The organism is Halobaculum gomorrense (genome assembly GCF_900129775.1).
Classification (GTDB): Archaea; Halobacteriota; Halobacteria; order Halobacteriales; family Haloferacaceae; genus Halobaculum; species Halobaculum gomorrense.
This window is the reverse complement of sequence record NZ_FQWV01000012.1, coordinates 16,704-39,616: the sequence shown is the minus strand read 5'-3', so window position 1 is coordinate 39,616 and position 22,913 is coordinate 16,704. Positions and strand designations below refer to the sequence as shown.

Below are 22,913 nucleotides of genomic sequence, written 5' to 3'. Positions count from 1 at the left end.
CGTCGCTGGTGGGTTCCTCGAGCGCGCCGAGGACATCAGTGGCCACCGCGACTGTTGCACAAAACGTGTGGATTTGACGCGGGTACTTATAGGGCCCGTACGCCCGTGTTAATTCTACAACAGCGCCGAGAGGGCCGTCGCAGTCACACACCGTCAGTCACCTCCGTAGTGGTCCGTGCATCGGGATGGATCGGCCCGAGCGCTGTCCAGCTATCGTCCGTACGGACGAACTCGATGTCGGCCCAGTACTCGTACTCGCTGTCTCGATACGGCTGCATGGCGTCGTAGTGCTCGGCACAGCCCCACGCCGATTCGAGAACAGCGACGATCTCATCGCCGAGCTCGTCGACGAGGACGAACCCAATCTGGGGCGGCTCGTGGTCGGCGGCGATCTCGGTGACGACCGCCCACTGCCAGCCGTCGTACTCGAGGACGGTCCCGCGGGTGATGCCGTCGACGTGCGGGTGTTCGCCGATGCGACGGCGTTCCTCGCGACGACGGGCGGCCGTAGGGCTAGAGTCGTCCTCAGGCATGGAACGTCACCTCAACGCCGTTGTACGCGAGGACACGGTCGCCACAACACGGACACTCGGTTGGAACGTGCTCCGGGAAGGACACGCGGCCGTACCCGTTGACGGTCACCGTCGCGGGGTCGATCGCGACGGTCTCGATGTAGCCGTCACACAGATTCGGTTCGTATTCGGCGATCACACAGCGAATCGCCAGCGTCTCCGAGACCAGTTCGTCGGGGACGCGGTCGAACTCGTCAGTCATCAGCTGGCACCTCCTCGGGACCGTAGCTGGTGAGACTCGGGACCGTCGACGTGAGCGCCTCGTTCACGAGGGCCCGCGCGAGGTTCACGGGGACCGCGTTCCCAATCTGTGCCGTTCGCGACGCCTTCGTCTCGCCGGTGAACTCGTAGTCGTCTGGGAACCCTTGCGCCGCTGCGAGTTCACGCGGTTGGAGCATCCGGTAACGGAGTCCGAGCCCAAGCGGCGAGCAGTCCGGCACGCACAGGGCGTGCCGGTCGTTCGTTGTGACCGTCGGCAGGGGGTCGTCGACTGCCGCCGTGTCGGAGTTCCCGTAGTACTCAACGAGGAACGGCGAGACGAGGTGCCCGTCGTGGTTGCGCGCCGTCACCGTATGCAGCGGCCGGTCGGTGGCCTCGTACGTCGCGTTCGTGTACAGATCGCCACGTGGCAGGTTCCGCGGCTTGATGAACGGTTGCGCCTCGATGAAGTGCACGGCACCACGGGTCGCGACCGTCGGCACGGGCTCGCTGTCGGCGTCCAGCGCGCGGGCGTTGGACTGCTGGCCCATGATCATCCGCGTACCGGTGTCGGCCGCCGTGCTCACAGTCGTGGAGACGAGGAACGGCTCGGCACGCTCGTCGAGGGCGTCCTCGAGCTCGGCGGCGGGGACGACATCCTCCTGTAGCCGTTCGATGTCGGCGGGTTCGAGGCCGGCGACCACGTCCGCGTAAGCATCGAGTTCCTCGCCACAGTGGTCACGGAGACCCTGTGCGATCCGCTGCATCGTGTTGTTCGAGAGCGGCCGTGAGCGCGTCCAGATCGAGGAGCCGCGGTCGCTCCAGTCGATGACTTCGGCGGCCGACCGCCACGGCTCGCGGTCCTCGTCGGGCACCTCGGCGTGGGTCGGCGCGGGATGAGTCGCCCGACCATCACGACGCGCGACGACGAACAGCCGCCGCCGGGAGGTCGCATCACCGTAGTCGGCGGCGTTCAACACCTCGTGATCGACGGAGTAGCCGAGCGAGTGGATCACGTCGATCCATGCGTCGAACGTCTCGCCGTTGCGCGTCGGCTGACCATCGTCGTCGATCGGGCCCCAGCTGCGGAGTTCGGGGACGTTCTCGATGAGGACGGTATCGGGCCGCGTCTTCTGCACCCAGTCGACGACGTGCCACGGGCTCGCTCGACGCTGGTCGGACACGGGTTTCGTGCCGCGAGCGCGCGAGAAGTGGGTGCATTCGGGGCCGGCGACGAGCAGGTCGACGTCGTCGTCGCCGACGACCGCCGGGATATGCAGGTCCTCGACGTTCGCGTTGTGATGTTCGGCCCACGGGTGGTTCAGCCGGTGGGTCGCGATCGCGTCGTCGTCGTGGTTGACGGCGATCAGGCGGATGTCGTACCCGAGGTGCTCGCATTCGAGTGCGAGGCCGTGGCTGAAGCCACCCGCGCCACAGAACAGGTCGATGGCGGTGAGATGCTCGTCGGCGCTCACGAGACCATCACCTCCGGGGCGGGCGTGGGGCTGTGAGCAAGCGCCCGCGGCAGCACGGCCGTCTGGTCGATGCCGACGTCGGCGACGTCCTCGACGATGACCCGCGCGAGTTCCTCATGCGGAAGTTCACTTCGGAGGTGTGACCGCAGCGACCGCGTCACATCGCCGTCGCGATGCCGGTAGAAGCAGCGCACACCGCCGTCGTGTGCCGGGTGCTCGACGTGAATCGCGACGCGGTCGTTCGGGGCGGTCGTCTCGGTCACGTGGATGATGACGACGTGCTCGTGGAGCCGGCGGCCCGTCTTTGTCGGCGTCGCATCCGGTCGGTGGGACCGCTGCTGTGGGACGTCTGGACCGCCGTCGGTGCGGATCTCATCGGTGGTGACCCGCTGAGTCGGTGGCCGCTCGCGACAGCCGACACAGACGCCACCGTCGAGATACCGCACCTGGACGGTGTCGCCACACTTCCGACACTCGTCGCGAGCGAAGCGATCGAACGTCGCTGGTAGCTCGTCGCTCGCCCCGTCGGAACCGCGGACACGGTGGGGAAGCGACTCACCCATCGTAACTCACCAACAGTTGGCGGATGGCCGCTCGGTACAGCGCCGAGCGCGATTCGAACGCGTCCTCTTTGACGAGCTGCTCGATGCCGGCGTCCAGTTCCGGCGGGATACGGACGGTGTCGCGCCTCGCGGTGCCGCTCGCGTCGAACTGCGCTGCGAGTGCCGCCTGATCCGCCGGAACAGCATCTGGGGATGAGCGGCTCACTGCCCGGCACCTCCGGCGACTTTACCCCACGTTTGGAATTGTGGGGTACAGTTGCAGCCGGTCGCGATGGGTGCCGCTCGCCGGTTACGCATCCTTCACCTCCAGGAGGCGGTCTGTAGCGCGGTACCGTTCGGGCCGTTCGATACGCCACAGGATGCCACGTGAGCCCTCGCTATGGACGGCAAAGTCGAAACAGGGACTTACCTCGTAGCTCGCGCCGGCCTGTTCCCACCGGCCCGCAAGTCGTGAGAGCCACTCGCCAGCGAGCCAGCCGTTGATCCCGGTGTCGCGAGCGACGTGGCTCGCGCGGATGTACCGGTGTTCACCCGGCGGGATCTCGCTGGCGAGGTACTCGACGATCCGGCGGCGGGGGTCAGTGTCTTCGGGCGAGGTCGGCTGTGCCTGGGCGCTCATCGCTCACCCTCATCGAGGACGCTCGTGAGCTGGTCGCGCCGGCGCCGCAGGAGCGTGGTGCCGGCGTCGGTGAGCGCGTACTCGTTGGTTCGGTCGTCGTGGCTCGTCTTCTCGATGAGCTGTTGTTCGGCGAGCGCGTCGAGCGCGGGGTACAGCCGGCCGTGGTTGATCGTGGCGTCGTAGACGTCTTCGAGCACGTCCCGGATGGCGAGCCCGTACACGAGGCCGGGCTCATCGTCGAGTTTCGCGATGGCGTACAGGACGTTCCCCTCGAACGCGTTGAGATCGGTCCACCGTGCGTGGGTGAGCGTGCCGCCGTCGGTGGCGACGAGATCGACCTCGTACCGTTGTTCGGTGCCGCCGTAGGGGGTGAGGCTCACCTCGAAGGCGTCGAGATGGTCGTTTTCGACGTGCTCGGTGGCGTCGAGGTGCTCTCTGGAGAGTGGGTAGTCCGCGCGGTCGCCCGTACTGCCGGGCTTGTGGTCGATCGTGACGCCGCGCGCACGGATGACCAGGCCTTCGCTGAGGTCGATGTCGGCGGGGAGTTTGAGGAACGTGCCGCCATGGAGGAGGGTGTTCTGGTGGGTGCTCACGAGTCGTCACCTCCAGTGGCGGGGTTCGCGCGCGTTCTGGCACCGCGTTGGCGGCCCGGTTCGTCTTCGGGGTCGATGCGGTCCGGGATGGGCTTGCCGGCGGCGCTGCCTCTCGTGATGCGGGGCATCGAGTCGCAGGCCTGACAGCGGTGGACGCGATCGTCGTCATCGCCGAAGACGCGCGCGAACCGCTCGGAGACGTGGCCGCCGCAGTGGAGGCACTCGGGGCGGTGGGTGGTGAGGCGGTTCATCGGGTCGCCTCCGTGTTCAGTGCGTCAGGGGTGGCGTGGCGCACCTGTGTGTTGATGCTGTCGTACGCGTGGGGGTCGGGGTCGGGCGCGCACCACTGACAAATGGGGCCGTCGTGGTCGTCGGCCTCGACGGGCGTCCAGTCGGTGTCGGTGTGCTGGAGCCCGACGCGGCAGTGTGGGGTGTCCGGGTCGTTCGGATCGGGGTGGTGGGCTCGGGCGTCGCGGCGCGCGCCGACGAGGTAGTGTGCTGGTTGTTCGTCGTCGTGTCCGGCACGTTGAAGCCGGGTGGGGCGTGTTGTGCTCATGTCGCTTGCTGGAGCGGAATTGACCGCTCCGAGTAGGTTGCGACCCCACGCGGCGGTTCGGTGCTGGTACACCGGCCGCCGTTATGCGTGGGCGGGTTCGCCGCGTAGCGTCGCTTGTCTCTCGTCTATCACCGGGGTGACTTAGTAGTTTCCACGCGGAAGTTAGTTGTCGCATAGAGCATTTTTAGAGAGGTACAGTTTTCCTATACCAGAAGGATTCGGGAACATGGCCGGTCGAAAACGGCAGGTGAGCGATACTGAGATTCTCCGTCAGTTTGCTCTTTCTGCCGAGCCTGTGCTCGTTGCATCCGAGCTGGCTGAAGAATTCGATATGAGCCGGCAGGGTATTTTTGACCGACTGCAGCAGCTTGAGGAGGAAGGATACGTGGAGAGCGCGATGAAAGCGTCTGCGCGAGTGTGGTGGATCACTTCCGCAGGCAAGCGTCACCTCGTGGATTCGTCCGATTAGTCGCAAACCCACCAAACGTAACCGTTCCCGACGTCCTTCTTGTTGACACGACCTTGGCGGCAGAGGTCCTGTAGCCGCTCGTTGACGCCTGTCCTTGTCATCGAGAACTGCGTTGCGATATCGCTCGCTGAGGCTACAGGCCCGTCAGCTGCTCTAATAGCGGCGATGATCTCGGTGTCGCTGACCTTCTGGTTTCCATGCGCCGAACTCATGCTCTCAGTATTCGAATTAGTTTCCGCGTGGCAAAAGTATTATGTGGCGAGGTGTACAAGTGTGAATCAGACACAGACGGCTCTCTGAAGGGAATTCTGTCGATGAATTGCCCCGGTGTTGGAGCACCGGAGCCGGGCTGTGTCAGAACGACCTATGTCCAAGACAAGCCCGTCGCCTGCTAACGGCGACTCGACGAATAAGGATATCGACGACAACCACATCCCAGCGCCAACGAGGTGGATCGAGTGAGCGCTCGTGTCTACGGCGTCACCTGCGTGGGCTGCGGCTCCTCGATGCTCCGTGGTGAGGGCGACGCTCGCATCTGCTCGCGGTGTGAAGCCAACCTCGCGGTTCCTATAGACGGATGAGCAACTGCCGCGTTGAGCAGCGCCGCCAAGCTGACCGGCTCGCTGACACGCTCGCGATGAATCAGTCGGTCGTCGCCGTCGACGTGCTCGCTCCGGGTGTCGGCGGTCGCGACGGCTGGGTCGTCGAGGCGACGTTGGATCGGGCGTCGATCCCGACCGCTGTGTTGCGGACGTTGGCAGCTGGCGGCGCGATCGTGGTGGATGCGAGTCCGCAGGGGCCGGCGAATATGATCGTGACCGCGACGATCTGAGTCGGTCGCGTTTTTCGAGTGGGGGTTGGGGCACCAGTGGTGGCACAACTGTGGGTGCGAGTGTGACTAGGATGTATCCGGCGCGGAGGGTTCCGACAAGTTCCGGAGCCTGTGAGGCGCCTGTTCGTGTGGTGGATTGGATGGAAGGGTGTCGGAACTAAGTATGCAATTTACCTCGTGTTTGAATTGTGGGATAATCTGGGATTGGTAGAATAACTCGCCGCTGGTTCGATTCTGCTAATTTCGGCTACGAATGTGTGATCTAGGAATTAGGTAGACGTTCAAGAAATTACTGATGAGCGGGTGCTTAACGCCTCATGGGTGCGTCTTGAACTGGTCGCCGCCGTCGCCATTGCTCAGATGCTCGGTGCTTCAATCACTCAGATGTGCATCTGGAACTCTTCGATCACGGCGAGCCCGTCGTCCGTCGCGACGCTTCAACCCCTCATAGGTACGTCTGGAACCGCGGCCGCGTCCCTCGGGCAGCCGAGACCATGGACGCTTCAACCCCTCATAGGTACGTCTGGAACGAGGTAGCGTCGGGCGTTCATGAGAAGAACACCACGCTTCAACCCCTCATAGGTACGTCTGGAACCGCGGCCGCGTCCCTCGGGCAGCCGAGACCATGGACGCTTCAACCCCTCATAGGTACGTCTGGAACGCAGCGACGAGCCGAGCGGCTCGAGTTCGGCGGGCAGCTTCAACCCCTCATAGGTACGTCTGGAACGTTGGCTTTGAGCACACGCTTTGCACTCTCGGAGCGCTTCAACCCCTCATAGGTACGTCTGGAACCGTCACGCCGATGAAACCCCCCACATCTCCCGTGCTTCAACCTCTCATAGGTACGTCTGGAACCGACACCCCCGACACTGACGCGTGGGAGGTCGCGCTGCTTCAACCCCTCATAGGTACGTCTGGAACCTCCGAGAACTCCTGGAGCGCCCGGTGACTGACGTTGCTTCAACCCCTCATAGGTACGTCTGGAACTCTGGTCTGTCTCAATATTCGTCCCCGATCCGCTTGCTTCAACCCCTCATAGGTACGTCTGGAACACGGCACGCTTTCGGTCGCGTGGGTCACTCATTGAGCTTCAACCCCTCATAGGTACGTCTGGAACACTTTTCTCTTGGGGCCAGGGCGTGTCACAGTCCTGCTTCAACCCCTCATAGGTACGTCTGGAACGTTGATCGGAACGCTTTGCGAGAGGCTATTCACACCGCTTCAACCCCTCATAGGTACGTCTGGAACCCCTTCTTCGTCCACCGCGATGTTCTCGGACTCGCTTCAACCCCTCATAGGTACGTCTGGAACTTCGTCTTCAATGCGAACGTCGCCGTCGTCTGTCACGCTTCAACCCCTCATAGGTACGTCTGGAACGAATCTGCTATCACTCACGTAGTGATCGCACAGTGCTTCAACCCCTCATAGGTACGTCTGGAACGCGCGACGCGGATGTGCTCGGCTGGCGTCAGTCGAGTGCTTCAACCCCTCATAGGTACGTCTGGAACGAAAGCGAGAGTGCAGGCGTCTGTGTTGCAGTATCTGCTTCAACCCCTCATAGGTACGTCTGGAACAACGTCGGCTGGACATTCTGGCGTGCATAGGCAACGCTTCAACCCCTCATAGGTACGTCTGGAACAACTCCGGGCTCTCGCCGGAGGCCGCCCGCAAGGACTGCTTCAACCCCTCATAGGTACGTCTGGAACCATGCGGTATTACACCGACACAGGCCCGCTACTGGTGCGATTCAGACAAGTGTTTTGGTCGACCCCCAATTCCCGGCTATCCCCCGGGGGGTCGACGAACTCTCACGTAAATCGGTTCACGACATCGGTTTTGGTGACAAAGAACCCGCCGCCAGCCAGATCATATGACCCGTTGCCGTGGCCGACGGGATGACCGAAGACATCGACACCAGACGACGACTGTCGCCCAGAGCCATCGACTCGCGAGTGCATTTGAAGCTCCTCAATCGTCCGTACAGAGACTGAAACACGCATCCAACTGAGTTCACGGAGCCGCTCGTACCCGCGTCCCTCGTACTCCGCGAACAGCTCCCGGAGCTGGTTGATCCGGGCAGTGTCCGCATCCGTTGCCGCGATAAGCACATCGACCGTCTCGTACTCGTCGCCGAGGAGTGACTCGTGACCGAGCTGGTCCGCTTCGCACTCGTCGATCCACAGCTTCAGATCGTCGTTGAGGAAGCTACGGTCCTCAACGAACTCGAAATACGCCGGCACGACGTCCCGTTCGAATGTGGACGCGGGAATTAACTCCTCATCGGCTTCCATGGCAGCATCCCAGAGGAGTGTCGCAATCTGATTTAGATGCTCGCTCTCGGGGTAGATATATTCTGCCGGCAGCGTTGAGTCCTCGCCGTCGGCTGCATCAAGACACCACACAGTCGCCGTCCCGCCGTCAACGCCCCACTCGAACGACCGGTTACAGCGGCCTGCTGTTTGGACGACGCTGTCGAGCGGAGCAATATCCCGGAACACGTTTGTGAAACTGATATCCACACCGGCTTCGATCGCTTGGGTCGAAACGAACACAAACGGAATCCCTGTCGTTGAGATGATGTCGGCGATTCGAATGAGTGCCCGACGATCGAGTGGACGATAGCGAGCATTGAATGTCCCGACGAGCAGTCGATCTCCCCAATCGTCTGTGCACTCCCACTCTCCGTCTTTGTTCTCGGTGAACCCGAGTCGAGACAGTGTTGCGTGAGCTACCGCCTCTGCGTCCGGTGGAGACTCTGGCGTAGAGTTGTTCCCGGCAGTATCGAGTTCCGAGAGCGCCGCCTCGTACTCAGAACCGATATGGGTCGTGTCAACGCCAAAGAGCGGAGCCTGCTCAGTAACGCGGTCAGTGAGCGTCCGTGAACTCGCGACTGTTGAACAGACCGATAATACTGATGCTGGGTCATCCATCTGCTCCGACGGGAGTGCGGCTTCGATCAGACGGCCGGCCGCCTCTGTATGGCTTACTGGGTTATCCGTATTGGAGTCAGTCAGCGTCGCGATCGAATCATCTACTCGATACTGGACGCGAGAAACAGAGTCGTAGGCCCGGCGTTCGAACGCATCGTCCTCGGATGAGGAGAGCAGCGACATGGTGTCAATGTCACTGGCGGTGAACAGCGTCGGCTGTGTCGCGGTCATCGACACGATCCGCGCGTCGAATTCATCGATGAGTGTCCGTGACAGACGCCGCACAGCGTCCCACCACGGCTTCGGAAGTGCCTGAGGTTCGTCGAGAATAATGACTGCGTCATGCAACGCTGGCAATTTGAGCCCTGCCGCGTTTGACGGGCCCGCCAGGCTCTCGATTAGCTGGACGAACGTCGTCAATACGACACCTGAACGCCAACTTTCGCCGAGCAGCTTCGCCCGCGATTCGTCTTGATCCTTGTTGGCGCTTCCCTCATCACCCCGTTCGTCGTCAGTGTACGTGACGGTCTCGGTCAAGTAGTGATGCGTCGTGAATGCCCGTCCGGTCGGGTCGGTGTCAAATACCTCCGTTTCAAACACTTCTCTGGTCTGCTCGATGATTGACGTATACGGAAGCGCGTACACGACGAGTGGCGGCGTCTCAAGATCACGTTGAAATTGAACTTCGTCCCGAAGGGTGAACGCCCCGGTCAATCCGCTAAATGTCTTTCCCAGGCCAGTCGGGAGGGTGAGGAGACCGACCTCATGATCGAGCAATTCTGGAGCCGCATCCTTGACCCTTCTGCGAGCGGATTCACGTAGCGCGTTGAGCGACGTTTCATCGTCCGGCTGAGCAATGCCTGATGACGCCTGTTGGATTTGCTCTTCACCGACGTCCGAGTCGGATAGCGCGTCATCGATGTACGACTCTAGCGGGCTCAGCGACAGCGATTCCGGTGTGAGGTGTTCTCGTTCGACGCTTCCGGACGCGACGGTCTTGTCGGCGAGAGTGAGCGAACTCCACAGACGGAGCGCGCGGTCATAGGTTTGGGCAGGAATCTCTGCCTCTGTCGCCCACTCTTTTCGAGGACAGCGGGCCGGGAGTCCGAGTGCCGAGAGAAGCGCTTTATGAACGGACTCACTGGCAATTGCCTCCCGGAAGGCATCCCATCCGGTTGTTCCGTCGGATGCATCTCGAAGGAAGCTATCAAACACGGATCGGGACCGATCGACCTCATCGATCGCTTCTATTTGGGTGGTGACCCATGCGTTGTTCTGTTCGCGCCATTCAGCCCTGATGACCCTGATCGTCTCCTCGACAAGATCTGGTAGTGCCCCATGGTGCCGGAGAACAGCTGCCCACCCGGCGAGGATGTCTTTGTCTGCAGCGCCTGTCTGAGCAAGGGTGTGTGCGACTGCGAAGGCTCCGAGTCGAGCGTGGTAAGTATGCTTCTGTTGGCCCGCGTACGGCTCACCTCTGATATACGCCTGAAATGCCGGAACCGCTTTCCCAACGTCATGAAGCCTCGCGACGGTATCGAAGACTACCGATTCCTGTGTATTGACTGAGTCATCGAGGCCGGCGAGCCAGCATGCTCGGGTTGCAACATGCTGTCCATGGGCAGTCAGCGTCTCAGTCGGGATGCTGTTTTCGTCGACTCGGGCGACGATCGCATCCGGGTCGATCTCAGCGCTCATCAGTAGAACGCGATCGTTCGCCCATCGAGGCGTCCGAGAGCGACGTCCTTGAGTCCAGCAGCCCTGACTTCGAGTTCCTCGCCCGTCGTGAACGCATAATCGGCGAATCCGGTCGTTCGTCGATACCCGCCGTCAGCTTCCATGAACGCTGGCAGTCGTTCTACGTGATGTGACGTACCCGGCTTAGGGACGACACTGTCGACCGCGACTGGCAATGCTGAATCGATCACAGCTGTTGAACCGAGTTCGGCTGGGTTGACCGGCTCGACAGTAGTCTCACCTCCAGTGGTCCACTCGGGAACCGAGACAGTCGCGAGTAACTCGGAGAGGCCGAGTGTCGGCGTGTAGTGGCTGGTGCCTCGTTCGAGGTGTGTTCGGAGGTCCCGATAAAATTCTTCGTCCTCTGTAGCGATGTAGACCCGGTACGTCGGATCCACGACGTACTCGTAGCTGTGGATCTGACGATTATCGGTGCTGTCCGGAAATTCAACTTGGACCGTTGTCTGGCCAGTCCCCCCTGCCCGGTCGTACGTCTCGCTTGGGTTGGTCCCTAGCCCTAGGGTCGGCTGAGTCGTCGTTCGCAGATCCCCGATCGGTTCGATCCCGATCGCTGACTGGTCTGAATTAAACGTCTCGTAGTACTCGTCGCGACCGACGCCAACGATCGCTGCGAGTAAACCGGCGATAGTCGTTCGCGGGGGAAGTCGATAGGTCTGTTTCGTCACCGTGCGGTCGACCCGCCTGAAATGACCCCAGTCGCCGCTAATCGTACAGACGAGGCAGCGATCAGGGAGCCCGTCCGTGATCGTCGGCACGGATTCGCCTGCCGTATACCCGCTCTCGGCTGTCTGTTCAGCGGCCATGAGTCAGTGCTGGGCGTCCGTCTCCGGCGGAAGCGTCGTTTTGAATTCGTCGTAGACGTCGATTTCGTGGACCGGAACATTATGTTCCTCAAGCAACTCGCCGAACGCTGCAGCTGAGTGTGTGTCTCCGTCGTATGTGATATCCAGGAACTCATCACCGATGACGTGGACCGTCTCAATGTGGTCGGCGACAGAGGCGAGCCGATCAACGAGTGCGGTTACGTCTACGGCGACATCCGTGACATTGCGGAGTTCCCGGTCGGGCTTTGAATTGTCCGTATCCAGCTGGATACCGTTGTGGAGATCACCTACGTGGTAGCCGTCCGTCTGGAACTCTGCACGAAGGTACAGGCGAGGTTCCTGTCCGACCTTACTTCTCGAAATGGTCTGATTCTTCATGGCACGCCAGCATAGCGTGTCCAGTCGCTTCACGTCGGCCGCGGACAGGTGCGTATCGTGTGCACCGTGTTCGTTGACGACACCGTGGAACGGGAACAGGCCGTACTTGATTCGGTGATCATCGAGCCCGAAGCCACCGACTTCCTGCTCCGTACCGGTCGCGATGACGCTCGTGAGTGTATTCGATTCCTCGTTCAGTTGGACGGCGTTTAACGACCGAGCGGGTGAGAACTGGACAGGACCGGTGTAGTTCCCTTCTCCGAACGCCGATCGTACCGCTTCCTCGAGCCCTTCCTCATCTGCATTGAAACTCAGGGTTGCGCCGAAATAGCGCACGTCGACAGCGCTGTCAAGGAACTCATCACGGACATTTTCGATCGCCTCCACTTCTTCTGGATCGTCGATATCGCCGAGTGCGTTCAGTGCTAGCTGCGCGCGGGAGGTACTCTTACCTTCCTCTGTCTTGCGCACGAACACCGAGTGGCCATCGTCGACCAGTTGGTCACGGAGGTAACGCTTCAGCCGGACGTCGGTTACGATCCCTTGGCCTGTTTCTTGATCGACGCGGGGGCGATTTTCTCCCAGCGGGTTGCCGTTCGGGTTGCAGTCCTGAGCGTCGGTCAGGAACACGATTTCGGAGCGATTCTCGACTGTGGTGGTGGATTCAGACATGGTGTGGTGGTGTTGTGGATGGTAATTATGCGGGCTCTTCCTCAGGCGCGTCGTTGGTTTCGATATCGAGCTGTTGGGCAAGCTCATACGCCTGGTATCCGGCGCTCTCCCCGAACTCGACGCCGAGTGCGTAGAAGAACCGGAGGTCATGGACAGGAAGCTCCCAGTCGTCTGGCTTCGCGTCCGCTAGCGTATCCCGAAGCAGGTTTCTCGTCTCCGGGAACAGTGGTCCGGTTCCTCTGTCGCGGCCGTACACCCGTGGAAGTCGTTCGAGATCTCCGGTATACAATCTCTCAATCCGATCAGCGGTCAACTGTTCGGGTGGGTGGCGATCACGGATGGTTCGATTCATACCCCGCCCCCCGTTCGACTCTGCCGTTGACTGATGGTCACTCAGCTGTCCGACGAGCACGCCGATTAGGAACGCCCCACGCCGCTCGGGGTTATTTTGGAGTGTTGCCCGATCGCGGAGGAAGTTCTTGAGGCGGAATTTTCGGATCTGTGTTGCTGACGGGTCACCGTCGGGAGCGATATCGGTTGGTTCGACCGACTCTGGCGTCAACACGCCACCGTCGGCTGCTGTTTCCTCGGTCGTCGTCTCGTGATTTGTCATAGGTACTGTTGCATGGTCGAACTCTGGTCGGTCAGCCGGTGCCTCGAGGAGACCCGCACGGGAGAGCGCCTCGAACTGTGCATACTGTGTTTTAACATGACGGCCGATCGGCTGCTCATCCCGACGTTCCTGCACAAGCCGGTCGACGAACGCAGCAAGGAGCCGATCAACATCTACCGGTGTCCCGGTGAGAAGCGACTGCGTCAGCCACTCGCGTGGATCATCTGTCGTAGGGGAATCGGTCCCCGGATCGGGCATGGTCCCGAAGGCGTACAGGCCGTCAGTGATCGATTCAACGTACTGGTTCTGGTCTGCACTCGGCGAGAGCCCGTACCAGTTCTCGTCCGGAGCGAGCCCAGCAACCAGAGAGAACGTTGTTGAACGCTTGACGTCAAGGACTGCCCCGTGAGCCTTTGCAACGACTGTCGGCCAGTAGATATCGGCGTTCGGAACCTCGAATAAGACGTTGATATCGCCGCTGTCATCACGAACGCCAATGACGTAAAATCGGAGTTCTTCAGAGACGAACTCACCTACGTCTCCCTCGGTGATATCCTCATACACCTGGCTCATTGAAACCGAGTCTCCCCTGACTGCCTCATAGAGGAGCTCGGCCCGTTGGGTGTTCATCTCCCGAAAGTATGGGATTGTGTACACGCGAAGCCCGTTTCGCGTGTCACTACACCCCTCAAGCAGGGAAGCTCCAGACTGCATCAGGAGCGCCGCCTCCGAGGAGACTGGATGTGTGCGCCAGGAATTGGACTTAGATAGTCTGGGAAATTTCTCCGCGTGTTGGACGGTGAAGAACGCGAGCGGATCCTCCGTTGTTCCGAACACGCGAGTTTTCTCTCCAGTAACCATACAGGCGGCATCTCCCCGAGAGGGATCTGCGCTATCTGGGAGGTTCTTCCGTGCGAGCTTCTCCTCTTTACGCGCGCGCATCCCAGCGTTGAGCACGTGCAGCTGCCCGGGGTAGTAGTAGCCCTCTGCATCCGGGTCACCATCGGGTGGGTGGTCTAGACGTTCCTCTGGGAGACGAACTGCGACCGTCGCGACGACACGCGGCGAGTCAGTAGGGAATTTCGGGTCGATGAGCTCGCCGAGTCGCTCATCGGTGTCTTCCTGGAGCCCGAGTTCTCGGAGTCCATCGATCACCCAGCCATCGGGGTGCTCATCGGCGAGGGCACCCACAGCCGGCTCCTTCTCTGTCCCATTGGTCCAGCGTTGGAGACATTCGAGACAGTATCGTTGCGCAGTCCCGGCATCGGAGCCACCTTTGGCACCGCGGCGGGTGATGCTGTTATCGATTCCTCGACCCCATGGGTATCGCGAGAACCCGAGTTTGGGGACGTAGTCCTCACGAAGCGGCTCGATGTCCACGTTCTCAAGGACGGGCGAGTCTTCTGTGAGGTCGACCCGGACAGTCACGAGTACGCGATCTTCCTCTCCCGAGGAGACGAACTCGTCGAGTTCACTTGGGGTGAGATACAGTCCGAACTTACCTGGCTCGCCACCGCGGTCCGAGGCCTCCCGGGCTTCGGCGAGCGCTCCATAGAGCGCCTCGATCCGCCGTAGTGACGAGATCGCTCCGTCAGGGAGGTATGACTGAAGGGTCGATTCGTCGAGGAACATTATCGCCCCTCCACAGATCCAGCGGTCACGCCGGGCCGTTCTTTCGACCCATTCACGATGTTCACGAACCCGAGTCCAAGCGCGTTCCGTTCACCGAGGCCAGCGTCGAGTGCGAGATTGAGGTGACGCCGATGGTGCTCATCGCGCACGCGATAGCCGAAGCGCCACTTCGACAGGACCATCGTTCGCTCAACCCCCTGTGTCACCTCAACTGGGATGGAAAACGTCTTGATCAACTCAAGATCCTCAAAGAGATCGCCCTCCCGTTCGCTTGGACTAGGGAGGTGGTCTGGACAGAGCAGACCATGTTTCTTATCGAGGTTGTTCTCTAATTGGGTCTTAAGCGGCTTCATCGAGTGCTCCGGGCGCCAGAAAACGGACTCATTCCCATCGTGGTCGATGCCGTACTCGTCAGTCTTCCACGGAGGGATTCGCACGAGTAGCCCTGTGCCGGATTCGATCGTTCCCCGAGTGCCAGGCTCGCCAACGTCAGGTGTGACTGTGGTGACCTCTGTCACCCAGAACGGCATCTCACCGACATTAAATTCCCGATCGTTGACTATCCCCTCAGCAACGGCCCCTAAGAGGTCACGGTCAGTTGCCGACACGAGGACTGTGCGCTCGTCGCCTTCCTCGATCGGACCCCACGGAAAGACGTTCGAGAAACACAAGCCGATCGGATGGTCTGCGTCGTGTAAGCCATCGAACTCTGTTCCATCGAGTCCTCGCCAAATCCGCCCACGAAGCTTGTGGTGGTACGCTGACTGATAGGCGGCGTCCGCCTGTGCCTCCAGTCGGATTAACAGGCGCATGATGTGACCCGAGTTGGTGGTTTTTTGAGGATCACTTCAATATCGAACCAGTTCTGGCCACTACATGAATGTTTGCTGTAGAGTGAAATTAGAAATCTGCTAAGATATCGGGTTGCGTTTTGAACTCGATTGTACGGTGCGTAATTATTTCTAGCCGGGAACAAATGGTTACCCGAATCATGTCATCTATACCAGAATATATCGCGGACGAACGCGATCCACATCGAGAACCGGAGAATCGGATTACTGGGCTGATGGTTCAGTATTATCACGTCTGCCGACGCGAGCTCTGGTTCATGTCTCGCGGCGTCGATATCGACCGAGAGGCGACGAATATCCAGCGAGGAACACACGTTGATGAGACGAGCTACGAGGGGCGCCGCCGCTCCTACCAAATTAACGATCGGCTCCAACTCGATTTACTTGACTCGGGTGACGTGATGGAGGTCAAGGTCTCATCTGCACTCGAGAAACCGGCGCGAATGCAACTGCTCTACTACCTGTGGTATCTTGAGGAAGTACTCGATATCGAACGTGACGGAGTCCTCGCGTACCCACGAGAGCGAAAGCGCGAACAAGTCGAGCTCGACGCAGAGGGCCGTGAGGAAGTTGAGGCCACAATTCTGGGAATCATCGAGACCGTCGAGCAGGATTCCCCGCCGGCACTAGAAAAGAAACCGTACTGCGACGCCTGTCTGTACCAGGATCTCTGCTGGGTGTGAGACGATGACGAAACCGAACCACCACATCTTCGCGGACGGCCGATTAGAGCGGCACGAGGATACGCTCCGAATTGATTTGCTGGATGGAGGCAAGAAGCACCTCCCAGTTGAGAGCATCGATACGCTATATCTGCACGGCCAAATCGAATTCAATACGCGTGCATTAGGATTGCTCAACGACCACGGTGTTCCTATCCATGTATTCGGATGGAACGACTATTATAACGGGTCCTACCTTCCCAAGCGCTCGCAAACCTCGGGTAACACTGTCGTCGAACAAGTATTGGCATACGATGATCATGCCCGACGGATGCCGATTGCTCGAGATATCATCTCGGCGAGTATCCACAATATGCGGGTCAACGTTCGGTACTACGACGGTCGACAAGGATCGTTCGGGGGAGCTGTCGATCGACTCGCAGATCTGAAAGAGCAGGTCGCTGAAATCGACGACATTCAGGAACTCCGTGGGACGGAAGCCACAGCCCGGAAAGTATACTACCGGTGTTTCGATGAAATCCTTCGCGATCCGTTCGAACTGACGCGACGGGAGTACAACCCGCCGACAAACGAGGCGAACGCGCTTATTTCGTTCTTGAACGGGATGGTGTATGCCACATGCGTGTCTGCGATCAGAAAGACTGCGCTCGATCCGACTATTGGCTACGTTCACGAACCCGGTGAGCGCCGCTACACACTTTCCCTCGATATCGCGGACATTTTCAAACCGATCCTCGCCGACCGCGTTGCATTCCGTGTAATCAACCGACAGCAGCTGGGCGTTGATGAGTTCGAATCCGAGCTTGATGGGTGTCTCCTCACGGAATCTGGACGCAAGACAGTGCTTGAGGAGTTTGAGCAAACGCTCGATGAAACGGTCGAGCATCCACGGTTGAAACGGAAAGTGAGCTACAAGACGTTAGTCCAGACGGACGTGTACAGTCTCAAAAAGCACGTGTTAACTGGGGAGCCGTACCGGCCGACCGAGCGGTGGTGGTGATGTTCGTCATCGTTATTTACGACGTCCCAGCTGAGCGGACTCGGATCTACCGGAAGTTGCTCCGACGGCAGCTTGAGCATCTCCAGTATTCTGTGTTCGTCGGTGAACTGACCAAGGGACAGTTGACTGGCTTGAAAAATGAGATCGAGACGGAGCTGGAACCCGACGACTCTGTTGTTGTATTTGAAGCGGAGCAGGCGGCAGCTGTCGAGTACACTACGTTCGGTAATGCAGACGAACCAGGGAGTCGGTTCACGTGAAGTTCCGTCGACCCCCCGGGGGATAGCGGGGAATTACGGGTCGACGGAAACACTTGTGTGAGATGGGGCTATAGGAGGGCTGTGTCCGTGAGATACCGGATGGTTCCAGATGTACCTATGAGGGGTTGAAGCAGCGCACTCGTCGACGCCACGGGTGAGAACGCGAAGTTCCAGATGTACCTATGAGGGGTTGAAGCCCCATCGAGATGCCCTACCGTTTCGTGGATAACGAGTTCCAGATGTACCTATGAGGGGTTGAAGCTCATTTCATGTTTGTATGCCGGGGAAAACTGGGCGCGTTCCAGATGTACCTATGAGGGGTTGAAGCACCCCGTCCGTGTTGCCCCGCTTGGCCTGCACGACCGTTCCAGATGTACCTATGAGGGGTTGAAGCGTAGTCAAACGCCGGGATCGACGCCTCCATGATGGGTTCCAGATGTACCTATGAGGGGTTGAAGCATTCGTAGGAGTGTCTCCAGACCTCCGGTCCAGTGGTGTTCCAGATGTACCTATGAGGGGTTGAAGCACGGTCTTGTCGGCTGCGGCTCCGCCGGGCTTGTACGTTCCAGATGTACCTATGAGGGGTTGAAGCTAATAACCCATCCACACCATGCGCGCGCTACACGCGTTCCAGATGTACCTATGAGGGGTTGAAGCCGTCCTGATGAAGAAGCGAGCGCGCTATCCCCACGAGTTCCAGATGTACCTATGAGGGGTTGAAGCACGGTCTTGTCGGCTGCGGCTCCGCCGGGCTTGTACGTTCCAGATGTACCTATGAGGGGTTGAAGCTAATAACCCATCCACACCATGCGCGCGCTACACGCGTTCCAGATGTACCTATGAGGGGTTGAAGCCGTCCTGATGAAGAAGCGAGCGCGCTATCCCCACGAGTTCCAGATGTACCTATGAGGGGTTGAAGCAGATTGCCGGCGATGTGATAGCTGTCGTCGACGCTGTTCCAGATGTACCTATGAGGGGTTGAAGCTCTCCTGCGTGCGCTCTTCGAGCAGCGCACGCACGGTTCCAGATGTACCTATGAGGGGTTGAAGCGAACGGGCGACGGTAGAGGCACAGAATAACGGCGGGGTTCCAGATGTACCTATGAGGGGTTGAAGCACCCCGTCCGTGTTGCCCCGCTTGGCCTGCACGACGTTCCAGATGTACCTATGAGGGGTTGAAGCAACCGGCTGACGATCCAGGAGCAGCAGAACGAGGAGTGTTCCAAATGTACCTATGAGGGGTTGAAGCCCGTCCACCGTCGTCGTGGTCCCCTCGCCGTCGGTGTTCCAGATGTACCTATGAGGGGTTGAAGCGACCGGATCGTGATCGTGCTCGGGGGCGAAGGCGAGTTCCAGATGTACCTATGAGGGGTTGAAGCGAGCCATCGCCAGTCGCCCAAGGCGAATTTGGGTTGGTTCCAGATGTACCTATGAGGGGTTGAAGCGGGACTCGACATCGGCGTGCGACCGCGAACGCGGTTCCAGATGTACCTATGAGGGGTTGAAGCGCCGGGTGCGGCGGTTCGTTCGGTCCACGACGCTGTTCCAGATGTACCTATGAGGGGTTGAAGCACGGGATCGGCGGCGATACGGTAACTGTTGAGGAAAGTTCCAGATGTACCTATGAGGGGTTGAAGCGTCTCCGCGTGCTGCAACGCCTCTTGCAACAGCGCGTTCCAGATGTACCTATGAGGGGTTGAAGCTGGACCTATGAGGACATCCAGATAACGCAAGACGTGTTCCAGATGTACCTATGAGGGGTTGAAGCGACTCACTATTACGCGAGGACCGCATCCCGCCGGTGTTCCAGATGTACCTATGAGGGGTTGAAGCACACCGTTTTACCCAGAACAGTCAATTGAGTGCCTAGTTCCAGATGTACCTATGAGGGGTTGAAGCAACTCCTCGGAGGCACTCCAGAACGGGATCAACTCGGTTCCAGATGTACCTATGAGGGGTTGAAGCTGTTGGTCGTGGCGTTGGCCTCGGCGCTCTCAAGCGAGTTCCAGATGTACCTATGAGGGGTTGAAGCATCACCACCATCAACAGCAATTCCGATGTGCGAGTTGTTCCAGATGTACCTATGAGGGGTTGAAGCTCCTCGTCGGTAGCCATGTCGTCGGGGTCGGTGTCGTTCCAGATGTACCTATGAGGGGTTGAAGCCCATCGAGGTCGACCGTCACCCGGCCGGCGTAGTGCGTGTTCCAGATGTACCTATGAGGGGTTGAAGCCTCACGAACTCGTTATCCGACACGCCTGATTCGGTTCCAGATGTACCTATGAGGGGTTGAAGCGACTCGCCGTGCCTGCATATCTCAGGCGGGAAGGAGTTCCAGATGTACCTATGAGGGGTTGAAGCTTATAGGAGACGAACGTGACCTACTGTACCTCGTCAGGTTCGAACAACAGCCGGCCGTTCTACCCCTCGCTGTCCGGGAGGGTGGTCTACGAGAGGGATCCGAACCCGAGGACGTCCAGCACTTCGTCGATCCACGAGTCGAGCAGCTCGTCCTCTTTGTAGGAGGCGACGAGTTCGCCTTCCAGTTCCCACAGATGTTGGAGTTCCTCGAGGGCGGCTTGGGCTTCCTGGTCGCAGTCCCAGGCGTCGAGATCGTCGACGCGCTCGTCGAGATAGTATCCCGAGAAGAGGTCCGAATTGCGGTAGGGCGTGGCCCCGAGCGTGGCCTGGCTCATTCGATACCGCCTAGCCGCAACCGAATCGTCAAGAAGGCAGGGGGTCTGCGAAACGAAATTGTCACAGGACTGCTGAGTAGGAGAACACCTCTAACAGCCCCCTCCTGAACTACACTCCTACGTCCCCCGATATAAGACGTTTAAATACTAACTAAAATTAGATAATTGTATGTCCTTTGAGTTTGGTAGACATGTTATGCCCGAACCCTTACCCGAAAAAGTCTCTCTTGAATCACTTGAGCAGATTGTCTTCGCATGGTATTCAGCCGGAGCTGCCGACGAAGCATGCTCAAACGGTGATGCTGCTAGAAAACTGGGTATCGACTCCTCTATCGTTTCCCGGAATAACAAGTTCCTCTTGGCAGTCGATGTGCTGACCGAAGATGGGCAGTCAAAACAATTGACAGACCAAGGCATCGCTTACGCGGAAGCGATTAGAAGCGACCAATCGAACCCTGCGAAAGCGATCGTCAACGGATTATTCGACTTCTCTGTCACGCAGGACATAGTAGATTTTGCAGCGATCAAGAACCCTTCTGAGGAAGAACTTATTGAGCAAGTAGAAACGCTGACAGAGACTGAAAATAAGAGTGCCTCGTCTACCCACGCATTTGTTGATCTCCTAATTGACGCACAGATCCTGTACAAAAACGGCGAAGCATTCTCTGCTAGAAGTGAGGACGAAATCGAGGACCACACAGACACCTCTCATCAGAATTCTAGCATAGACCAAGGTACAAATGGGAAATCAGATCAACCTGATGAGACTGAACAACCCAGTCCAGAAGTAGATCAGCTCAATAAGCCTCAAGCCAGTCCATCTCGGGGTATTGAGCGTTCTATCGACTATTCAGTAAACATCAACGTGGAGATCGCTACAGGCGATTCTGAAGAAGCTATTGAACAGACAATGAGGGCAGTCTCTGATAGCCTAAGTGAAACAGATCCAAAACGCGATTCGGAATCTGAGGAAGACGAAGGGCAGATCGGGCTTGACGACTTCGATTAGAGAATCTGCTTGAGCTCCGTAGTGTAGCGATACTGGCTCCGGATGTAGTGAGTTGCCGCCAGAACATACTCGAGTGCGACTTCTGAAGAGACATCCCAGCGCTCCAATGTCTCTGTGTCCTTACCGTGTCCACCGCTGGGATTGCGCATCCCGCCGAGGTAGTTACCACCATGGAGGTGACGTTTCATCATTAGATCATCACCGTTCAGGTGCATCGTCAGTTGTCCAATCCCAGAGGCAGACTGGTAATCTCGGTCCTCACTTCCGTAGTCCGCAGCCAAGTCACGTTGAAAATCCTCAACGGCCCGTCCAGCAGCTGCGATTGCACTCCGTGGTTCATCCTCGAAGAGGCGTAGTGCGGCGATAAGTTCCTCGAACGATCCATGGTCGAGGTACCTCACAAGGTCCTCACCAAGCCGGTCTTCTAAGAATAGACGCGCGCTCATTTCTGACTGAAGCGCTGTCAGTAGGTCCTCAACGTATTTCTCGCTCAGCGGGTCTTCGCCAATGCCCGTAACGCGCGGCTCATCGCCAACTGAGATGATCTCGGCATACTCCCCAAGGTTGAGTAACTGTGATTTCAGCTTGGAGTCTGCAATGTTCATCTGATAGAGCGAATTTACCTTCCGCGCAGCTGCCTCGGCAGAGTAGCCCTTGTTGATAAATGATGAGAAGGTGGTGAACGGCTCGTACCGCTGGACATAGCGATTGAGAATGACAAAGCGTTGATCCGGAGACGCTCTTTTGATCTCGTCCTCAATCTCAGGATCGACAACAAGCCCAGCAGGGGCTTCACGAGCCATGTTGAGTTCCTTCGCGAGGTGGATGACTGCATCTGTATATCGCTCTTCGCGGTCGATGAACTCCTGGAGGCTATCAGGATCCATCGGTGCCGGTGACTCAGCAATCCCGAAAACAGCCTCTAAAACTAAATCTGGTTTTACAACTCGCGCGTAGAGCGAGTATTCATCCTCATCAGTCATCACTCAAATCCAACTCAATCGCGCGGCGAGCTGCCGTGATAGTCTCCTCGATGTCCTGAGGATCATCATCGGCAGAGAACTCAAAGCTGATGTTAAACTGGTCAGATCCGTTCGATTGGAATTGAGATTGCTCTTGTGCACTACTATCCTTCTTGGTGTCTTGATCACCCTGTCGAGGATTACTAGGTGTCTGACCTGACTCGTGATCTGGATCTGATGCAGTCACTGGGTCATTTGCAGTAATGTAATCCCCAGAGTCGTTTTTCTCAAGGATATCTGACCAAACGAGTAGATCGACAAGTGCGCTTATTCCTCTAGCGTCGTCAGAAGACGCGTTCGATTTGATGTACTGGGTGAGTGCCTCATCAGTGGGTTCGTCACCCATCTCCACAAATCCGGTTATCTTCTCGGTGAACTCCCAATCGTTGAGGAGGGTTCGGAACTTCTCTCGGGCTAAATCCTCATTGTTGCCCATAAGGGCCTCGCCGATATCGCTCCCAGAATCGGTTAGCATTCGCTGTCGTCCATCCTTTCCAACGATTCCTATCTCCTCGAGGAACGAAGTCTGCCTCCCAGTAACATCGGACGTACCAATAATGTCGTCGACCTCCGTGCTTGAAACCGGATTGTTGTGTCCCCCGGTACTATAGTATCCTTGAACAACCTTGAGAAGTTGCTCATCGGTAGTCCGCTTCGGAATCGGGTAATCTGGCATATATTTGGATAGTTATTGGAATGCACATAAGCTCT

Annotated in this window: 22 protein-coding genes, 1 pseudogene and 2 CRISPR repeat arrays; of the genes and pseudogenes, 6 read left to right on the top strand and 17 right to left on the bottom strand. The window is 58.6% G+C overall.

The genetic code is table 11. From position 1 onward, the window contains the following. Positions 1-143: 143 nt before the first annotated feature. The 9 genes from BUE16_RS15200 to BUE16_RS15160 form a co-directional block, all read right to left on the bottom strand. Complete coding sequence (locus tag BUE16_RS15200; RefSeq protein ID WP_073311257.1) at positions 144-533, bottom strand: hypothetical protein; 390 nt, start codon at positions 531-533, stop codon at positions 144-146. After that, the gene (locus BUE16_RS15195; RefSeq protein WP_073311255.1) at positions 526-774 is read right to left on the bottom strand and encodes a hypothetical protein; all 249 of its coding nucleotides are present in this window, start codon (positions 772-774) and stop codon (positions 526-528) included. The genes BUE16_RS15200 and BUE16_RS15195 overlap by 8 nt, the downstream gene beginning before the upstream one ends. Beyond that, positions 767-2,245 (bottom strand): DNA cytosine methyltransferase, encoded by a 1,479-nt coding sequence (locus tag BUE16_RS15190; RefSeq protein WP_073311253.1) that lies wholly within the window; start codon positions 2,243-2,245, stop codon positions 767-769. Before BUE16_RS15190 ends, BUE16_RS15195 begins: the two co-directional genes overlap by 8 nt. Then, entirely contained in the window at positions 2,242-2,808 is a 567-nt protein-coding gene (locus BUE16_RS15185; protein WP_073311251.1) for a hypothetical protein, read from the bottom strand. The genes BUE16_RS15190 and BUE16_RS15185 overlap by 4 nt, the downstream gene beginning before the upstream one ends. Beyond that, entirely contained in the window at positions 2,801-3,013 is a 213-nt protein-coding gene (locus BUE16_RS15180; protein WP_073311249.1) for a ribbon-helix-helix domain-containing protein, read from the bottom strand. Before BUE16_RS15180 ends, BUE16_RS15185 begins: the two co-directional genes overlap by 8 nt. An 84-nt stretch (positions 3,014-3,097) precedes the next feature. After that, complete coding sequence (locus BUE16_RS15175; protein ID WP_073311248.1) at positions 3,098-3,427, bottom strand: hypothetical protein; 330 nt, start codon at positions 3,425-3,427, stop codon at positions 3,098-3,100. Beyond that, positions 3,424-4,020 (bottom strand): PadR family transcriptional regulator, encoded by a 597-nt coding sequence (locus tag BUE16_RS17280; protein ID WP_234972420.1) that lies wholly within the window; start codon positions 4,018-4,020, stop codon positions 3,424-3,426. The genes BUE16_RS15175 and BUE16_RS17280 overlap by 4 nt, the downstream gene beginning before the upstream one ends. Beyond that, positions 4,017-4,271: a DUF7563 family protein gene (locus BUE16_RS15165; protein ID WP_073311246.1), complete on the bottom strand. Its 255-nt coding sequence runs from the start codon at positions 4,269-4,271 to the stop codon at positions 4,017-4,019. The genes BUE16_RS17280 and BUE16_RS15165 overlap by 4 nt, the downstream gene beginning before the upstream one ends. Next, positions 4,268-4,576, bottom strand: coding sequence for a hypothetical protein (locus tag BUE16_RS15160; protein WP_073311244.1), 309 nt, complete (start codon positions 4,574-4,576; stop codon positions 4,268-4,270). The genes BUE16_RS15165 and BUE16_RS15160 overlap by 4 nt, the downstream gene beginning before the upstream one ends. 226 nt (positions 4,577-4,802) lie before the next feature. Here BUE16_RS15160 and BUE16_RS15155 point away from each other — a divergent pair, with 226 nt between their 5' ends. Both BUE16_RS15155 and BUE16_RS15150 read left to right on the top strand, forming a co-directional pair. Next, on the top strand, positions 4,803-5,045 hold the full coding sequence (locus tag BUE16_RS15155; RefSeq protein ID WP_073311242.1) for a winged helix-turn-helix domain-containing protein: 243 nt from the start codon (positions 4,803-4,805) through the stop codon (positions 5,043-5,045). A 577-nt stretch (positions 5,046-5,622) separates the two neighbouring features. Beyond that, on the top strand, positions 5,623-5,877 hold the full coding sequence (locus BUE16_RS15150; protein WP_073311240.1) for a hypothetical protein: 255 nt from the start codon (positions 5,623-5,625) through the stop codon (positions 5,875-5,877). A gap of 369 nt (positions 5,878-6,246) precedes the next feature. Next, a CRISPR array of direct repeats spans positions 6,247-7,583; the repeat unit is 30 nt; unit sequence GCTTCAACCCCTCATAGGTACGTCTGGAAC. Between the two features lie 102 nt (positions 7,584-7,685). Here the strand turns inward: BUE16_RS15150 and BUE16_RS15145 are convergent. Genes BUE16_RS15145 through cas6 form a run of 5 tightly spaced genes read right to left on the bottom strand, consistent with a single transcriptional unit; the run spans position 7,686 to position 15,496 of the window. Next, positions 7,686-10,505 (bottom strand): CRISPR-associated endonuclease Cas3'', encoded by a 2,820-nt coding sequence (locus BUE16_RS15145; RefSeq protein WP_073311237.1) that lies wholly within the window; start codon positions 10,503-10,505, stop codon positions 7,686-7,688. Then, the gene (cas5b, locus tag BUE16_RS15140; protein ID WP_079991687.1) at positions 10,505-11,368 is read right to left on the bottom strand and encodes a type I-B CRISPR-associated protein Cas5b; all 864 of its coding nucleotides are present in this window, start codon (positions 11,366-11,368) and stop codon (positions 10,505-10,507) included. Before cas5b ends, BUE16_RS15145 begins: the two co-directional genes overlap by 1 nt. 3 nt (positions 11,369-11,371) lie before the next feature. After that, positions 11,372-12,439 carry a type I-B CRISPR-associated protein Cas7/Csh2 gene (gene cas7b, locus BUE16_RS15135; RefSeq protein WP_073311235.1) on the bottom strand — a complete coding sequence of 356 codons (1,068 nt, stop codon included), beginning with the start codon at positions 12,437-12,439 and terminating at the stop codon, positions 11,372-11,374. 25 nt (positions 12,440-12,464) lie between these two features. Next, the gene (cas8b, locus tag BUE16_RS15130) at positions 12,465-14,684 is read right to left on the bottom strand and encodes a type I-B CRISPR-associated protein Cas8b/Csh1 (protein WP_079991686.1); all 2,220 of its coding nucleotides are present in this window, start codon (positions 14,682-14,684) and stop codon (positions 12,465-12,467) included. After that, positions 14,684-15,496 carry a CRISPR-associated endoribonuclease Cas6 gene (gene cas6 / locus BUE16_RS15120; RefSeq protein ID WP_073311229.1) on the bottom strand — a complete coding sequence of 271 codons (813 nt, stop codon included), beginning with the start codon at positions 15,494-15,496 and terminating at the stop codon, positions 14,684-14,686. Before cas6 ends, cas8b begins: the two co-directional genes overlap by 1 nt. A gap of 254 nt (positions 15,497-15,750) precedes the next feature. Here cas6 and cas4 point away from each other — a divergent pair, with 254 nt between their 5' ends. From cas4 to cas2, 3 genes are read left to right on the top strand one after another with little or no spacing between them, the layout of a single operon-like run. After that, entirely contained in the window at positions 15,751-16,218 is a 468-nt protein-coding gene (gene cas4, locus BUE16_RS15115) for a CRISPR-associated protein Cas4 (protein ID WP_143165472.1), read from the top strand. Between the two features lie 4 nt (positions 16,219-16,222). After that, on the top strand, positions 16,223-17,218 hold the full coding sequence (cas1b, locus tag BUE16_RS15110) for a type I-B CRISPR-associated endonuclease Cas1b (RefSeq protein WP_073311227.1): 996 nt from the start codon (positions 16,223-16,225) through the stop codon (positions 17,216-17,218). Continuing rightward, complete coding sequence (cas2, locus tag BUE16_RS15105) at positions 17,218-17,478, top strand: CRISPR-associated endonuclease Cas2 (RefSeq protein WP_073311298.1); 261 nt, start codon at positions 17,218-17,220, stop codon at positions 17,476-17,478. The genes cas1b and cas2 overlap by 1 nt, the downstream gene beginning before the upstream one ends. 102 nt (positions 17,479-17,580) lie before the next feature. Then, positions 17,581-19,836: direct repeats of the CRISPR family, unit length 30 nt; unit sequence GTTCCAGATGTACCTATGAGGGGTTGAAGC. Positions 19,837-19,925: 89 nt separating this feature from the next. Here cas2 and BUE16_RS15100 read toward each other — a convergent pair. Then, positions 19,926-20,171, bottom strand: a pseudogene (locus tag BUE16_RS15100) (hypothetical protein); the annotation flags it as partial. A 169-nt stretch (positions 20,172-20,340) separates the two neighbouring features. On the opposite strand from BUE16_RS15100, the gene BUE16_RS16490 reads away from it, so the two are divergent. Continuing rightward, on the top strand, positions 20,341-21,180 hold the full coding sequence (locus BUE16_RS16490) for a hypothetical protein (RefSeq protein WP_143165466.1): 840 nt from the start codon (positions 20,341-20,343) through the stop codon (positions 21,178-21,180). Here BUE16_RS16490 and BUE16_RS15095 read toward each other — a convergent pair. Both BUE16_RS15095 and BUE16_RS16485 read right to left on the bottom strand, forming a co-directional pair. Continuing rightward, entirely contained in the window at positions 21,177-22,163 is a 987-nt protein-coding gene (locus BUE16_RS15095; RefSeq protein WP_143165465.1) for a hypothetical protein, read from the bottom strand. The two genes, BUE16_RS16490 and BUE16_RS15095, sit on opposite strands and share 4 nt — an antisense overlap. Then, the gene (locus tag BUE16_RS16485) at positions 22,156-22,878 is read right to left on the bottom strand and encodes a hypothetical protein (RefSeq protein ID WP_143165464.1); all 723 of its coding nucleotides are present in this window, start codon (positions 22,876-22,878) and stop codon (positions 22,156-22,158) included. The genes BUE16_RS15095 and BUE16_RS16485 overlap by 8 nt, the downstream gene beginning before the upstream one ends. Positions 22,879-22,913 lie beyond the last annotated feature (35 nt).

Bases quoted from the DNA above. Each gene is read 5' to 3' on its own strand.
- BUE16_RS15200 (WP_073311257.1), bottom strand. From the start codon at position 533: ATGCCTGAGGACGACTCTAGCCCTACGGCCGCCCGTCGTCGCGAGGAA.
- BUE16_RS15195 (WP_073311255.1), bottom strand. From the start codon at position 774: ATGACTGACGAGTTCGACCGCGTCCCCGACGAACTGGTCTCGGAGACG.
- BUE16_RS15185 (WP_073311251.1), bottom strand. From the start codon at position 2,808: ATGGGTGAGTCGCTTCCCCACCGTGTCCGCGGTTCCGACGGGGCGAGC.
- BUE16_RS15175 (WP_073311248.1), bottom strand. From the start codon at position 3,427: ATGAGCGCCCAGGCACAGCCGACCTCGCCCGAAGACACTGACCCCCGC.
- BUE16_RS15165 (WP_073311246.1), bottom strand. From the start codon at position 4,271: ATGAACCGCCTCACCACCCACCGCCCCGAGTGCCTCCACTGCGGCGGC.
- BUE16_RS15160 (WP_073311244.1), bottom strand. From the start codon at position 4,576: ATGAGCACAACACGCCCCACCCGGCTTCAACGTGCCGGACACGACGAC.
- BUE16_RS15155 (WP_073311242.1), top strand. From the start codon at position 4,803: ATGGCCGGTCGAAAACGGCAGGTGAGCGATACTGAGATTCTCCGTCAG.
- BUE16_RS15150 (WP_073311240.1), top strand. From the start codon at position 5,623: ATGAGCAACTGCCGCGTTGAGCAGCGCCGCCAAGCTGACCGGCTCGCT.
- BUE16_RS15145 (WP_073311237.1), bottom strand. From the start codon at position 10,505: ATGAGCGCTGAGATCGACCCGGATGCGATCGTCGCCCGAGTCGACGAA.
- cas5b (WP_079991687.1), bottom strand. From the start codon at position 11,368: ATGGCCGCTGAACAGACAGCCGAGAGCGGGTATACGGCAGGCGAATCC.
- cas7b (WP_073311235.1), bottom strand. From the start codon at position 12,439: ATGTCTGAATCCACCACCACAGTCGAGAATCGCTCCGAAATCGTGTTC.
- cas8b (WP_079991686.1), bottom strand. From the start codon at position 14,684: ATGTTCCTCGACGAATCGACCCTTCAGTCATACCTCCCTGACGGAGCG.
- cas6 (WP_073311229.1), bottom strand. From the start codon at position 15,496: ATGCGCCTGTTAATCCGACTGGAGGCACAGGCGGACGCCGCCTATCAG.
- cas4 (WP_143165472.1), top strand. From the start codon at position 15,751: ATGGTTCAGTATTATCACGTCTGCCGACGCGAGCTCTGGTTCATGTCT.
- cas1b (WP_073311227.1), top strand. From the start codon at position 16,223: ATGACGAAACCGAACCACCACATCTTCGCGGACGGCCGATTAGAGCGG.
- cas2 (WP_073311298.1), top strand. From the start codon at position 17,218: ATGTTCGTCATCGTTATTTACGACGTCCCAGCTGAGCGGACTCGGATC.
- BUE16_RS16490 (WP_143165466.1), top strand. From the start codon at position 20,341: ATGTCCTTTGAGTTTGGTAGACATGTTATGCCCGAACCCTTACCCGAA.
- BUE16_RS15095 (WP_143165465.1), bottom strand. From the start codon at position 22,163: ATGACTGATGAGGATGAATACTCGCTCTACGCGCGAGTTGTAAAACCA.
- BUE16_RS16485 (WP_143165464.1), bottom strand. From the start codon at position 22,878: ATGCCAGATTACCCGATTCCGAAGCGGACTACCGATGAGCAACTTCTC.